Source organism: Mesorhizobium sp. J8 (assembly GCF_016591715.1).
Lineage (GTDB): Bacteria > Pseudomonadota > Alphaproteobacteria > Rhizobiales > Rhizobiaceae > Mesorhizobium.
The window spans coordinates 4,987,397-5,001,205 of sequence record NZ_AP024109.1 but is presented as its reverse complement, the minus strand read 5'-3'; the positions used below and the strand labels follow the sequence as shown (position 1 = coordinate 5,001,205).

Sequence of the window (13,809 nt, the reverse complement as noted above, 5' to 3'; positions counted from 1 at the left end):
GAGTGGCCCGACAATGCCTTTCAAGGCTGTTCGTCGCCGTCTCCAGCCTCCCAGTCGTGGCGCAACGAGGCGGCGGACCCGATTGAGCGGCCAAATCCCCGCAGCTGCTGCGTCACGGTATGGACCAGAACCGCATTCGATGCCGCCATGGAACCGTCCGGCAGTAGGAGATTGTTTTCGAACCCGACCCGGACGTCTCCACCAAACAATGCTCCCGCGCATACGCAGGCAGCCTCGTCACGGCCGAAGGCGCAGACCATGAACGACCGGAAGCGTGGAATGCCGGGCGAAAGAAACGGCAGCAGATCGTTCGGGGCAGACTGCTGTGACGCCGTATAGCGGCCGAGAACCAAAAGCACGGGAATGTGGTCCCAGGGGATCAGGCCGCGCCGGTGCATGTCGAACAGATACAAAGCCTCGCCGGGCTCATAAAGGATGATCTGCGGCGCTATGCTTTCACGCTTCAGCCAAGCGAGGAACGCCGCAAAGTCTGACTCGGCATCTCTGCCGGGCACAAGCTCACGCAGCGCGAGCGACACCGCCTCGGGCTTGGTCTGTCGCACCACGTCCATCTGCTTTCCGGCCTCGTATGCGCCAAGCGACTCGCTTGTGATCTGCACCACCATCGCATCGCCGACCGCCTGGCGAACGGCAAGAATGGCAGCCCGATAGGCGTCAGGATCGAGAATGTGCTGGCCGTGCCGGTCGCGCACGTGCAGGTGGATCATTGACGCGCCCGCCTCGAGGCATTCGGCCGCCGATCGAGCGAGCTCGGCAGGCGTCATGGGCAAGGCCGGATGGTCGGCCTTGGTGCGCCGGCCGCCATTCGGCGCAACGGCAATGGCAACCGGCCTATCGGAGGATCGGGACATCGTGCCGTGACCAGACAATTGGATCATTACGATAACTTGTGAATCACTTGTTGCAAACAGGATAGAAGCGCGCCAGACTGTCTTGATGGGTCAGGGGCCTTTGACGGAACGCATCATCGCAGAGTTCGACGGCATGTCGACGCAGTTGCAGGCCGCAGCGCGCTACATGCTCGACCATCCCAGCGACGTGGCGCTTCTTTCGATGCGCGAACAGGCGCGGCGGGCAGGCGTGCAGCCGGCCACGATGACGCGTCTCGCCAAGCATCTCGGCTTCGAGGGTTACGACGTCATACGCGATACCTACGCGGCAGCGGTTCGAAGCGGATACCAGGGCTTTGCCGGAAAAGCCGGGATCCAGGTGCTCAGCCAGAAACTCAGGGGCGATCGCGGCCAGGCCGCCGAGATGATGGATGCGCTCGCCGCCCATATCGACCGGCTTTCGAGACCGGAGGTTCTGGATCAGATCGTGGCGGCCGCGAGTTGCCTCTCGTCGGCGCGGCGGATCTATTGCCTCGGCCTGCGCTCCAGCCACCCCGTTGCCTGGCACGTGCACTACGTCCTCTCGCTCGTCGGCAATCGATCGGTGCTGCTCGACGGCGTGGCCGGAACCGGCGCCGATGCGATAGGCCGCGCCACCCCCGACGACGTGCTGCTGGTGGCGAGCGTGCTCCCCTACACGCGCCAGACGGTGGAGATCGCCGAATATGCCGCCAGGCGCGGTGTCCCCCTCGTTGCGATCACGGATAGCGAGGTAGCGCCGCTCGCTCAGATCGCAACGAAGGTCATCCTCGTGCCGACGCAAAGTCCGTCCTTCTTCCACACCATGGCGCCGGCCTTTGCTGTCGCGGAAATCCTAGCTGCGCTCCTTGCCGGCCACGGCGGCGAGCAGGCCTTGGCGGAACTGCGACGTACCGATGAGCATCATGCCGCGCTCAACGTTCACCTCAAACCGCGTCTGGGCAAGAAATGACCCATCTGCTCCACCGCACCGTCAAAGGCTCGCTCCCCCGCGCAGTGGGCGGCAAGGGCATCCGCATATTCGACAGCGACGGCCGCGCTTACATCGACGCATCGGGCGGCGCGGCTGTCTCGTGCCTTGGCCATGGCCATCCAGGTGTCATTGCGGCCATGCGTGATCAGCTCGACCGCATTGCCTATGCGCACACTAGTTTCTTCACCACCGAAATTGCCGAGCGGCTGGCCGACCGCCTCGTTGAAGACGCACCCGCTGGTATCAGCCATGTCTATCTCGTCAGCGGCGGATCGGAGGCTGTCGAGGCCGCGCTGAAGATGGCGCGGCAGTATTTCGTGGAGAAAGGCGAACCGCAGCGCCGCCACGTGATTGCCCGCCGCCAGAGTTATCACGGCAACACGCTCGGCGCGCTCGCAGCAGGGGGCAATGAATGGCGGCGGCGGCAGTTTCAGCCGCTGCTCATCCAAACGCACCATATCGATCCGTGCTTCGCCTATCGCTACCAGCTGCCCGGCGAAAGCAACGCCGACTACGCGGCACGGGCGGCGCAGGCCCTGGAGGACAAGATACTCGAACTCGGCGCCGGCGAGGTCATCGCCTTCGTCGCCGAAACGGTGGTCGGCGCGACTGCCGGAGCCGTGCCGCCGGTGGCTGATTATCTCAAGCGCGTCCGAGCGATTTGCGACCGCTACGGCGTCCTGCTCATCCTGGACGAGGTGATGTGCGGCATGGGCCGCACCGGCACGCTTCACGCATGTGAACAGGAAGGCGTCGCTCCCGATCTCTTGACCATCGCCAAGGGACTCGGCGGAGGCTATCAGCCCATCGGCGCCGTGCTGCTCGGCCGGCATGTCTTCGACTCGTTCGCGAACGGATCCGGCTTCTTTCAGCACGGCCACACCTATATGGGCCATCCGATGGCCGCGGCGGCTGGGCTTGCCGTCCAGGAGGTGATCCGCCGCGACCATCTGCTCGACAACGTCAGGGCGACGGGCCTGCATCTGGAGCGGCGCCTGAGGGAACGTTTCGGCAATCATCATCATGTCGGAGACATTCGTGGCCGCGGCCTGTTCCAGGCGATCGAACTCGTGGCGGATCGTGGTTCGAAGGAGCCTTTCGATCCGGCGCTGAAACTCAACGCGCGCATCAAGCGCGAAGCGATGCACAACGGATTGATGGTTTATCCGATGGGCGGCACGATCGATGGCGCCCGCGGTGACCATGTGCTGCTCGCGCCGCCCTTCATTTCCACCAGCCAGGACATCGACGCCATCGTCGAACGGCTCGGCGATGCCGTCGATGCAGCCTTGCGCGCTCCCGATTTTTCGGAGCGCGCCTGACCAGAGCCCGGCGCAAGGCCGGGGCATCACCAGGAGGAAGTCGAATGCGTCATTTGCTGAAAATGTTGATAGCCGCCGCCACGGCGGGATGTCTGCTGGCGGCCACACCTTCATTTGCGGAGCAGAAATTCGTCACCATCGGTACCGGCGGTGTGACTGGAGTTTATTATGCCGTGGGCGGCGCCATCTGCCGGCTCATGAACAAGGACCGGCAGAAGACAGGCATACGCTGCTCGACCGAATCGACCGGCGGCTCCGTCTTCAACGTCAACGCTATCGCTACCGGCGATCTCGATTTCGGGCTTGCCCAATCAGACGTTCAGTTCCAGGCCTATAACGGCGCCGGCAATTTCGACGGTAAGGCAATCAAGGACCTGCGCGCGGTCTTTTCGGTCCACCCCGAGCCGTTCACCGTGCTGGCGCGTCCGGATGCCGGCGTGAAGGTCTTTGAGGATTTCAAGGGCAAGCGCTTCAACGTCGGCAATCCCGGCTCAGGCACTCGCTCCTCGATGGAAGAGCTGCTGAAACAGATGGGCTGGACGCTGAAGGACTTTTCGCTCGCCGCCGAGCTCAAGGCTGACGAACAGGGCAGCGCACTTTGCGACAACAAGATCGACGGCTTCTTCTACGGCGTTGGGCATCCCTCCGCCGCGATCCAGGATCCGACCACGGCGTGCGGCGCCAAGCTCATTCCGCTGACGGGGCCCGCCGTGGATGCGCTCGTCAAGGCGCATCCTTATTATTCCGTCGCGACCATCCCAGGCGGCATGTATGCCAACAACCCAGATCCCACGACAACGTTCGGCGTGCGCGCCACCGTAGTGACCAGCGCCAAGACCCCGGACGACGTGGTCTACGAAATGGTCAAGGCGGTTTTCGAGAATTTCGACGACTTCAAGAAGCTGCATCCGGCCTTCGCCAATCTCGACCCGAAGGAGATGGTCAAGGCCGGCCTTTCGGCGCCGCTGCATCCGGGCGCCGAGCGTTACTACAAGGAGAAAGGCTGGCTCTGAACCTTCGACATGGAGGGCTGCCTTGGACGGCAGCCCGGCCGCAAACCGAAACGACCAGAATGAAAAAATCCGGTCGAGGGGAGAGCGATGACAGATCAGTTCCGCCAGGCGGATGCGCCTGAAGACGTCGACTTCGACAAGCTCAATGAGATCGTGGCGGAGGCCGATACCGGCGGGCGCAAGCCGACGGGACTCGCCGCGCATCTTGTTATGGCCGTGTCGCTGGCCTGGTCGCTGTTCCAGCTTTGGTACTCCTCGCCGATCCCATACATGCTCGGCTTCGGCGTCGTCAGCGACGGGATCGCGCGCGCGATCCATCTGGCCTTTGCGTTGTTCCTGGCACTCGTCACCTTTCCCGCTTTCAAAAGCTCCTCGCGCAGCCGCGTTCCGCTGCCCGACTGGGTGCTTGCCGTCGCGGGTGCGGCCGCGGCACTTTACCTGGTCATATTCTACAATGAGATCGCCACGCGGCCCGGGCTTCCCACGACAGCGGACCTCGTCATCTCCATCGTCGGCATCGTCGTCCTGATGGAAGCCGCCCGGCGCGCCGTCGGCCCCGCCATCACCATCATTGCCGGGCTGATGCTGATCTACATCTTCGTCGGGCCGTACATGCCGGGCCTGCTGGCGCACAAGGGTGCGACGCTGTCGCGCGCTGCCTCGCAGATGTGGCTCACCTCCGAAGGCGTGTTCGGCGTTGCCCTCGGCGTCTCGACCAATGTCGTTTTCATGTTCGTCCTGTTTGGAACGCTGTTGGAACGAGCGGGGGCAGGTGGCTACTTCATCCTGCTTGCCTTCTCGGTCCTCGGGAAGTACCGCGGCGGCCCCGCCAAGGCCGGCGTCGTGGCCTCTGGCCTGACGGGAATGATTTCAGGATCGTCGATCGCCAATGTCGTCACCACCGGCACCTTCACGATTCCCCTGATGAAGCGTGTCGGCTACACGCCGGTCAAGGCCGGCGCCATCGAATGCGCGGCGGGTGTCAACGGCCAGATCATGCCGCCGGTGATGGGGGCGGCCGCCTTTCTCATCGCCGAATATGTGGGCATTTCCTATGCCGAGGTGGTCAAGCACGCCTTCTTTCCGGCGCTGCTCACCTACGGCTCGCTCTTCTACATCGTCGACATCGAAGCGATGAAGATGGGATTGAAGGGTCTGCCTTCGCGCAGCCGTCATCCCGCCTTGCAAGGCGCCATGCGCTCGCTGATGGGCATATGCGCGTTCGTGATCCTGGCCGGGCTGGTCTACTATGGCATCGGGTGGACGAAGACCGTCTTCGGCAGCGCCGCGACATGGATGATCGTCGCAGCCCTTGTCGTCGTCTATGTCGGCCTTGTCGCCTACAGGGCAAAGCATCCCGACCTGCCCCTGGACAGCCTCAAAGGCGACATTCGAGAAATACCCCATTTCGGTGAGACGGCACGAACGGGCCTGCATTTCCTGCTACCGGTGGTGCTCCTCATCTGGTGCCTGATGGTGGAGGAGCTCTCGCCTGGCCTCTCCGCTTTCTGGGGTTCGGCAGCGCTGATGGCGCTGGTCGTCACGCAGCGCCCGCTGACGGCGTTCTTCCGCAAGGAGCGCCGCCTGGCGCCGCGTTGGCAGGAAGGCCTTGTCGATCTGGTCGAGGGGCTATCGGCCGCCGCGCGCAACATGACCACGGTCGGCATCGCCACTGCAACCGCCGGCATCATTGTCGGCACAGTGCTCCTAACCGGCGTCGGGCTGGTGATGACAGAGCTTGTCGAATTCATCTCGGCCGGCAGCTTCATGGTCATGCTGCTGTTCGCCGCCGTTATCTGCCTCATTCTGGGCATGGGCATGCCGACCACGGCCAGCTATGTCGTCGTCGCGACACTGATGGCTCCGGTGATGGTCGATCTCGCCGCACAAAACGACCTGGCCGTGCCGTTGGTGGCCGTGCACCTCTTCGTCTTCTATTTCGGGCTGATGGCCGACGTGACGCCTCCGGTCGGTCTTGCAGCGTACGCGGCAGCCGCGATTTCCGGCGCCGATCCGGTGAAGACCGGCTTTCAGGGATTCAAGTACGAAATCAGGACGGGGCTGTTGCCGTTCATCTTCATCTTCAACAACGGCCTGCTTATGATCGACCTGCAGGGACCGCTGGATTTTGTCCTCGTCGTAGGCACATCCGCACTTGCAATGATCGCCTTCGTTGCAGCGACGCAGAACTGGTTCCTTGTTCGAAATCGGTGGTACGAGGCCATAGCCCTCTTGCTGATCTGCTTCACGCTGTTCCGGCCCGGCTACTGGCTCGATCTGGTCGATGAGCCCTTTGTTGAAAAACCGGTGTCGCAGTTGAACCGGACTGTTGATGCGACGCCGGCGGGGCAGGCGGTTCGCCTAAGGTTGAAGACGGTCAACATCAATGGGGACGAGATCGAAAAGCTGGTCAGGCTCGATCTCGCCGAAGGCAAGAATGCCACGGAGCGGCTGGAGCGCGCAGGACTGAGCGTCAGTGAGCTGGGTGATACCATGACGGTCGGCATCGTGCGGCTCGGGAGCCAGGCGGCGAAGTTCGGGCTGCAGCCCGGTGACGAAATCACCGGGGTGATGGTGCCAAACGACCGTCCATCGCGCTACTGGTTCGTGCTTCCCGCGCTTTGCCTGTTCGGTCTGGTTTTCTGGCTACAGAGACGCCGAAAGCAGGCCGGCTTGCCAATTGGCGCCGCTCCCTGAGGCGTTGCCATGTGCTTTATTCCAATGGCCATTACCTCAACGACGCCGTGCGCGACAGCGCAACGAACCTGCGAGATTTTCTCGATAGCGTCGCCCAGGTCAGCAGCTTCGATCACGGCAAATCCGGCGATCGGCAGGCCTGACGGCACCGTCCTGCGTTGTCACACCTGATCTATCCGGATTACGCCCCTGCACTGGCCTTGACGTGCGATCGGGCGTTGGGAGGTGTCCTTTCGCGGGTTTCCACGTGAAGCTCAGGCGAGGACCAACTCGGGCATGACGAGATTGGCACGACTACTCCCCCGCGAAGAGCCGTCTCGGCCTGGTCGCCGTCAGATCTCCTACTGCATGTCTTCGCCGTCAGAGCCGTGCAAGAAGGACTGGATCTCGTCCATGTCGACCTTCCCGTCGCCATTCTGGTCGATTGCAGAGAAGATGCGCCCAACAGCATCCTGAACCTCGTTCTCGGACAACGATCCGTCGCCATTGGTGTCCAAGAACGCGAACATCAGTCGCATTCCGGCCCCGCGCATCATCATACGCGGGCCATGGTGTCCAGCCATCCTGTGCTCGCCGGACGGTCCGCCATAACGGCTTTTATGCCAGGGGGCGCCATTACGATCTGCGCTGTCCTGAGCATTGTCATCCTCGTCTTGACGATTGTTGGCCACCTCAGAGCTTCGATCCTGCTGCATCCGCTCCTGGATGGCCTGGTCAATCATCCGGCGGATCATTTCACGCGTTGGGCCTCCCGCTTGCCCGTTCACATCCGGCAACTGTCCGGCGCCAGGCTGTTCGGTCGCCGGGGTAGGGGCAGGGGTTCCGTTCGTCTGGGCGAGAGCAGGGAACGTAGCGAAAACAAGAACGGCGGCCGCAGCCGTCGTGCAGCGAGGGAATCTCATGACATGCTCCATTTGGTTGGCCGTGGTCTGCCTCAAGCGCATTGGGCTGCCCAAACTGGCGGTGTGCTCGATTGTTCCGGCCGGTGTTCTTCGGCAACAGGGCATGAAGGGCGGGTTGGGCAAACACGGGCAGAGCGATCGAGATCCGGAGCGTCAGGTAGCTCGTTGTGACGTCCTCGTTTGGAACGCTGATACTTGAAACGGGTGTTATAGCGGACCTTGCAAGTACGGGCTGGAGCCGGGAATTCGAAAACGCCGCAAGTGAAATCGGCTCTGAAAGCGTCTCTCAAATATCCCGTTGATTGTTTATTCCGACCCGCGCATTATCTCCACGGGTGGGGACATGACGAAATTGCCAGACGCTACTGATGTCGACGTTGTGGTGGAGATTCCGCTACAGTTCGGGAAATATGCCGATGCCGCGATGCTTCGGCTGCGGGTACTTTACCCCGCTTGCCGCATCGCGAGGCAAGACGGTGAAATCTCAGTAAGGTCATCCGGCTGCATTGCCGAAGATCAGTTTCGCAAAGATGTTCTGCACTTCCTCTATCGCGAGAAAATCTATACGGAAACTCTGACGATGCGCCAGGCGCTCGTCGCCGCGGTCACCACGTCATGAACGTCTGGCCGCTGAAGTTCCGCGACATGCCGGACGGTTCGGTATTGTTCTGCGACGATGCGGGCGGATTTTTCAAGTCGAGCCACGGCTTCCTGGATCGCTACGCCGCCGGTAGCCTGACTACCGTCGACGAAAGCTTTCTAAGGGAAGGCAATCACGGTTTCGATCGCGAGTTCGATCTCCCCTGGACATCGTTCGCCTACAGGTGGGCGCGGCGGCAGGCGAGGCCGACGAGAATGAACTACGTCATCCTCGTGCCGACGCTTAGGTGCAATCTTGCTTGCGGTTACTGCCAGGTCTCCCGGGTTGCCGAGACGGCTCGCGGCTTCGACTGGTCGGTCGAGACCCTTGACGGCGTCCTTTCGTTCCTTGGCCGGTTGGACGGTCCGGATGTCAAGATCGAATTCCAGGGTGGCGAGCCCTTGCTTCGGATCGATCTCCTGGAGGCGGTTCGGGATTTCTGCCGCGGAAGGTTTCCGCAATCTCAATTCGTCGTCTGCACGAACCTGCAGGCACTGGACGAGCGTTCATGGGCTTTCCTGGAGGCGGATGACACATTCATCAGTACGTCGCTGGACGGAGACCGGACCACGCATGAGCGTCAGCGGACCCACGGCAGTGCGGCCACCGATGTTTTCCTTCGGAATCTCGAGGCGGCCGTTTCCCGCTATCCGGAAGGGAAGATCTCGGCCCTGCCCACGGTGGATGTAGCCGACCCGCCGGATTTCAACGCGCTGCTGGACAATTACGAGCGCTATGGAATCCGGTCCGTGTATCTGCGCCCGATGAACTATCAAGGGTTCGCGCGCAAGATTCAGCAAGGCGACAACGTCCTCGCGCGCTGGAATCGTCTCCATTCCGAGTTCATCGACCTCCTCATCGCCCGCAACCGTCGGACCGGACGCTTCATGGAAGAGTACTACTTCAGCCAGTGCCTGAAGCGTGTGCTGCGGTTCGATGCCGACAACCACGTCGACATACGCAACCCGAACTTCTTCGCCTCCGACTATGTCGTGATAGATCACGATGGCCGTTTCTATCCGACTGACGAAGCCCGGATGCTGTCCAGGATCGGCCGCATCGATCTCAGCATTGGTGACATCGGAACTGGCATCGACCGGGCGAAGGTCGACCTTCTCAATTCGGCGGCATTCAACCACTTCGATCCGGATTGCATCCACTGCGCCTTCCAGCCGTTCTGCGGCACTGACGCGATCGACGACATCTCCCGGTATGGCCGGATTGACGTTCCGCGGCCTGACACATGGTTCTGCGGCCGCCACTTGTCGCTCTTCGACAAGGTCTTCGAGGTCCTCTACCGAAATGACGAGCCGGCGCGCGCTTCCCTGGCCGCCTGGCTCGGGCTCGGCCGCTGGGACGACAGCATGGCGCCCAGACACCAATGATACCCTTGCGCATCAAGGTGGAGGCAAACGCTGACCAGCCTTTTGTGGTCCGGCTTCGCTCGCTTGAGGCCGATGGCCGCGAACCGAAGACTGGGCAAGTGAGCCCTTTCGACGTGGTGCTGGACCGCATCGGTCCGGAAGGCGCCCACTATGTCGGCGAGGGCGGTCCGATACGAATTCTTGGCATCGATCCTGCCAAGGTCGATGGAGACGTGCTGCTCGTGAACCCGCGACGCGGAACCGCGGATCGCCTCATCCGCAGTTCCTCGCGACACAACACGTTCCTTGTGACGGAGCGCTGCGACCAGGTCTGCCTGATGTGCTCCCAGCCGCCGAAGAGACACCACGTCGACCTGTTCCCATATTTCGAAACCGCGGCGTTGCTGGCTCCTGAAGGCGCGACGATCGGCATTTCCGGCGGTGAGCCAACCCTTTTCAAGGGACAGCTTTTCGATTTCTTGCAACGGGTCTTGTTCGCACGTCCGGACCTTTCTTTTCATGTCCTGACGAACGGCCAACATTTCGGCGAAGGTGACCGGGAAGTGATGAGCCGCATCGATCGCGGCAGGGTGGTGTGGGGTATACCCCTCTATTCCCGCGATGCCGCCGTCCATGACGAGATCGTCGCGAAGGCCGGCGCGCACGAGCAGCTGTTGGAGAATCTCGCGCTCATGTGCCGCCTGGGCGCCCAGGTAGAGCTCCGCACCGTGCTAATGCGTCCGAATGCGGACGGGCTGCCTAAACTCGCAAGCTTCATCGCCGCCACTTTGCCGTTCATCCGGACCTGGGCGATCATGCAGATGGAGAACATCGGCTTCGGCCGCATGAACTGGAAGACGCTCTTCTACGACAATTCGGAAGGCTTCGACGTCGTCGGCCGTTCGATCGATCTCGTGCGGAGCCGGGGAATAGATGCCTGGCTTTACAATTTCCCGCTCTGCACCGTACCGGAGCCATACCGCAGTCTGGCACCCGCGACGATCTCTGACTGGAAACGTGCCTACCGAGATGAGTGCAGTGGATGCTCGGTGAAGGCTCGGTGCGGGGGATTTTTCGAGTGGCATCCAGCGAACCACGGATATAGCAAACTGGGGGCTATCCAATGAAGAAGCGGCTTTTCGCGATACCTTCGCTGCTCGCGGCGGGATTCTTGCCAGCCAATGCGCAGGCGCTGCCGACCAAGACATTGGACGGCGATTCCGGAAAGACGAAATCACTCTTCGACATCTTCAAGCTCGACCACCTGTATACGCTTGCCGGACATCGAAGCCACAGCAGTCACAGCAGCCATAGCTCGCACTCGAGCCATAGGTCGTCGACGGGCGGGTATTCCTACGTCCCGCCGGCGCCGAGCGAACCGGCACCGTTGTATAGTGCCCCTTCGACGCCGACGCCGAGCTACCAGGCACCGGCGATCGCCCCGACGCCTGCGCCGCTCAAGACGCTCCCGGGCAATGCCTACAAGTTCAAGGAGATCGTCCAGGAGGTCCAGTTCGCCCTACTCGCATTCGGCTACTACAGCGGCGAGATAGACGGCGAGATGAATCCTGAATTGAGAGCCGGGCTGTTGCGCATGCAGGCGGACTACTCCCTCAAGGTCACCGGGACGATCACGCCGGAGACGCTGACTGCGCTGAGGATTGAAGCGCGCTAGGTCCCCGCACGTTGCAGAGTCAGTCTGCATGCGCCCGGGCGGACTGGTGGTGAGGATAGGAATTCCGTTCCCTGAGCCGTCAATCCTCGGCCAGTGGCCCGATCCGGGCGACCTCAGCCCTTGCCCCAGCCGCAATGAGCTTCGCCTCCCGCATCAGCGAATTCCAATTCAGGCCGATCAGGAGAGCAAGTTCGTGCGCTTGCGCCTCGGTAATGCCGGTTTGTTCAACGAGCCTTTTGATGAGCGATGTCGCCTGGTTCTCATCTGACATTGGCTGGCTCCCTCCAGCCCCCGGTCTGCCGCAACATCTGAACCTTGGATCTGGTTCCGCAAAAAAATTGATGGAAAAGAAAAAGCCCGACAGGGAGCTGCCGGGCTTGAGCTTGGGCTTGCAGCGGCGGGGACTAGAGCGTTTCATAGCTTGATTGAATCGGAGGGGATTCCCGCTCGGCCTGATTTGTGATTCAAGATGCTGGCTGGATAGGAGGCCAGCATCTGATGGTTCGACCTCTTTCCGATGATTTACGCGAGCGGGTTGTTGCGGCGGTTTTGAGTGGCGAGAGCCGCCGGTCGGCCGCCAAGCGGTTCGGTATCGCAAATTCGACAGCCGTGAAATTGTTGCAGCGTCATCAGGCAACCGGCTCGGTGGCGCCGGGCAAGATGGGTGGCCACCGTAAGCGGGTTCTGGAACCGCATCGAGCCTTCATCGTGGAGCGGATCAACCAGACCTCTGATCTGTCGCTACATCGGCTGAAGGACGAGTTGGCCGCGCGCGGGGTCAAGGTCTCGCACAATGCGGTGTGGCAGTTCCTGCGCCGCGAAGGGCTAAGCTTCAAAAAAAACGCTGTTCGCCCTTGAGCAGGCACGTGCCGATATTGCCCGTCGGCGCCAGCGATGGCGATCCTGGCAGGCCGGCCTCGATCCCCAATGCCTGGTCTTCATCGATGAGACCTGGATCAAGACCAACATGGCTCCCCTGCGCGGCTGGGGGCCGAAGGGCAAGCGGCTGCGCGGCCTGGCTCCACATGGTCATTGGCGCACGCTGACTTTCCTCGGCGCGCTGCGCTGTGATCGGCTCGCGGCACCTTGCGTCTTCGACGGACCGATCAACGGTCAATGCTTCCGCGCCTATGTCGAGCAGCAGCTCATCACCGTGCTGAAGCCCGGCGACATCGTCATCATGGACAACCTGGGCAGCCATAAGTCGGCGGCCATCAGGCAGATGATCAAAGCCGCTGGCGCCAGGCTCTGGTACCTGCCGCCCTACTCACCGGACCTCAATCCGATCGAGCAGGCCTTCGCCAAGATCAAGCACTGGATGCGCCAGGCGCAGAAACGCACCGTCGAGGACACTTGGCGACACATCGGCCACCTCGTCGAAGCCATCGAGGCAGCCGAATGCAAGAACTACTTCGAAAACGCCGGATACGCTTCCGTCAAAACATGAAAGACTCTAGACGCGGGGGCGCTGGGGTGCCGCAGCAATGAGACTGATTGTCATGCTATCGGAGGGTGATTGGCAATCATCATCAAATCGGATGAGGGCCGAATCGTCTACCCTGCGACTCGACCCTCACAGCCCGCAGCACCGTTCCAAGGAGTTTAGGGACACCTAAGCGCGCGCCGGCTGGTGGTCAGGATAGGAATTCCGTCGGTAGGACGTCAACAGAGAGGCCTAGCCGACCACAAACTGTTCCAATCTGGAACGAATTCACGGCGTGGCGATTTAGAAGATGCAGTCGATCCGCCGAGGTGTAGCTGCTCTCTCCGTCGCAGAAAAGCCCGTCGCGTGCGCTCATTAGCTGCGGCGGGTTTTGCTTTTTGCTGAGCCGAACCGGATTCAGTTCCTACGAGTTTGCGTCCAACTGCCGAAAGGTCTGCGCGGACTGGTCAAGCGTGGACCTTGTGCAGCCGCATCCAGCAGGACGGTCTCATGGGGGGAACTCGCCCGAAAGGGATGTTCCCAGAGGGAATTTCGCTGGGAGAACGTCCACCAGACTAAACTCCACTCTAAACCAAGCACCTGCCGTTGGGTCAAGGGCCGCGGGAAATCAACGAAGGTCTGTGTGAAGCGGACGAGGGCCGAATCGTGTTGACAACCCGACCCTCCGAGCCCGCGGCTCCGTCAAGGAGGGCACCCCCAGTGGCGAGCTGGCGGGAGGATAGCAGATTATGCATGAAGAGAAAGCGGGCCGGCCGCTAGGGCAACGACCGGCCCTCTTTCATGAAAGCCTCGCAGCAGAACCCCGGAGAGACGAGGGTAGGTGAGGGACAAAGCCGACTGCAGGCTCTGTGTTAACCATAGCAGGCATTAGCTGGTACTGATAATCAAC

General features: G+C 61.7%; 13 protein-coding genes. 10 read left to right on the top strand and 3 right to left on the bottom strand.

Translation table 11 applies throughout. The annotated features are described in order from the left end of the window. Window positions 1-20 precede the first annotated feature (20 nt). Window positions 21-899, bottom strand: a complete 879-nt coding sequence (locus MJ8_RS23905) for a 3-keto-5-aminohexanoate cleavage protein (RefSeq protein ID WP_225248015.1) — start codon at window positions 897-899, stop codon at window positions 21-23. A 58-nt stretch (window positions 900-957) separates the two neighbouring features. Between MJ8_RS23905 and MJ8_RS23900 the strand changes: the two genes are divergently transcribed. The 5 genes from MJ8_RS23900 to MJ8_RS32580 all read left to right on the top strand — a co-directional run bounded on the left by MJ8_RS23900 (window position 958) and on the right by MJ8_RS32580 (window position 7,038). Further along, window positions 958-1,842 (top strand): MurR/RpiR family transcriptional regulator, encoded by an 885-nt coding sequence (locus MJ8_RS23900; protein WP_201411148.1) that lies wholly within the window; start codon window positions 958-960, stop codon window positions 1,840-1,842. Beyond that, window positions 1,839-3,185 (top strand): aspartate aminotransferase family protein, encoded by a 1,347-nt coding sequence (locus MJ8_RS23895; protein WP_201411147.1) that lies wholly within the window; start codon window positions 1,839-1,841, stop codon window positions 3,183-3,185. Before MJ8_RS23900 ends, MJ8_RS23895 begins: the two co-directional genes overlap by 4 nt. Window positions 3,186-3,247: 62 nt before the next feature. Continuing rightward, window positions 3,248-4,198 carry a TAXI family TRAP transporter solute-binding subunit gene (locus MJ8_RS23890; RefSeq protein WP_263649711.1) on the top strand — a complete coding sequence of 317 codons (951 nt, stop codon included), beginning with the start codon at window positions 3,248-3,250 and terminating at the stop codon, window positions 4,196-4,198. An 87-nt stretch (window positions 4,199-4,285) separates the two neighbouring features. Further along, window positions 4,286-6,895: a TRAP transporter permease gene (locus MJ8_RS23885; RefSeq protein ID WP_201411145.1), complete on the top strand. Its 2,610-nt coding sequence runs from the start codon at window positions 4,286-4,288 to the stop codon at window positions 6,893-6,895. An 11-nt stretch (window positions 6,896-6,906) separates the two neighbouring features. Beyond that, complete coding sequence (locus MJ8_RS32580; RefSeq protein WP_263649254.1) at window positions 6,907-7,038, top strand: hypothetical protein; 132 nt, start codon at window positions 6,907-6,909, stop codon at window positions 7,036-7,038. 198 nt (window positions 7,039-7,236) lie between these two features. On the opposite strand, the gene MJ8_RS23880 is transcribed toward MJ8_RS32580, so the two are convergent. Continuing rightward, window positions 7,237-7,617 carry an EF-hand domain-containing protein gene (locus MJ8_RS23880; protein WP_225248014.1) on the bottom strand — a complete coding sequence of 127 codons (381 nt, stop codon included), beginning with the start codon at window positions 7,615-7,617 and terminating at the stop codon, window positions 7,237-7,239. 523 nt (window positions 7,618-8,140) lie between these two features. Here MJ8_RS23880 and MJ8_RS23875 point away from each other — a divergent pair. The 4 genes from MJ8_RS23875 to hxsA are packed head-to-tail and all read left to right on the top strand — an operon-like array spanning window position 8,141 to window position 11,476. After that, on the top strand, window positions 8,141-8,416 hold the full coding sequence (locus MJ8_RS23875) for a hypothetical protein (RefSeq protein WP_201411143.1): 276 nt from the start codon (window positions 8,141-8,143) through the stop codon (window positions 8,414-8,416). Beyond that, complete coding sequence (hxsB, locus tag MJ8_RS23870; protein ID WP_201411142.1) at window positions 8,413-9,822, top strand: His-Xaa-Ser system radical SAM maturase HxsB; 1,410 nt, start codon at window positions 8,413-8,415, stop codon at window positions 9,820-9,822. The genes MJ8_RS23875 and hxsB overlap by 4 nt, the downstream gene beginning before the upstream one ends. Next, window positions 9,819-10,928 carry a His-Xaa-Ser system radical SAM maturase HxsC gene (gene hxsC / locus MJ8_RS23865; RefSeq protein ID WP_201411141.1) on the top strand — a complete coding sequence of 370 codons (1,110 nt, stop codon included), beginning with the start codon at window positions 9,819-9,821 and terminating at the stop codon, window positions 10,926-10,928. Before hxsB ends, hxsC begins: the two co-directional genes overlap by 4 nt. Next, window positions 10,925-11,476 (top strand): His-Xaa-Ser repeat protein HxsA, encoded by a 552-nt coding sequence (hxsA, locus tag MJ8_RS23860; protein WP_201411140.1) that lies wholly within the window; start codon window positions 10,925-10,927, stop codon window positions 11,474-11,476. Before hxsC ends, hxsA begins: the two co-directional genes overlap by 4 nt. A 79-nt stretch (window positions 11,477-11,555) precedes the next feature. Here the strand turns inward: hxsA and MJ8_RS23855 are convergent, their stop codons facing one another. Beyond that, a complete protein-coding gene (locus MJ8_RS23855; RefSeq protein WP_041005256.1) occupies window positions 11,556-11,747 on the bottom strand; it encodes a hypothetical protein in 192 nt (63 codons plus the stop codon). 227 nt (window positions 11,748-11,974) lie between these two features. Between MJ8_RS23855 and MJ8_RS23850 the strand changes: the two genes are divergently transcribed. Next, a protein-coding gene (locus MJ8_RS23850) for an IS630 family transposase (protein WP_201410559.1) occupies window positions 11,975-12,923 on the top strand; the annotation gives its coding sequence in 2 pieces (ribosomal slippage) (window positions 11,975-12,310 and window positions 12,312-12,923; 948 coding nt in all). Window positions 12,924-13,809: the final 886 nt, after the last annotated feature.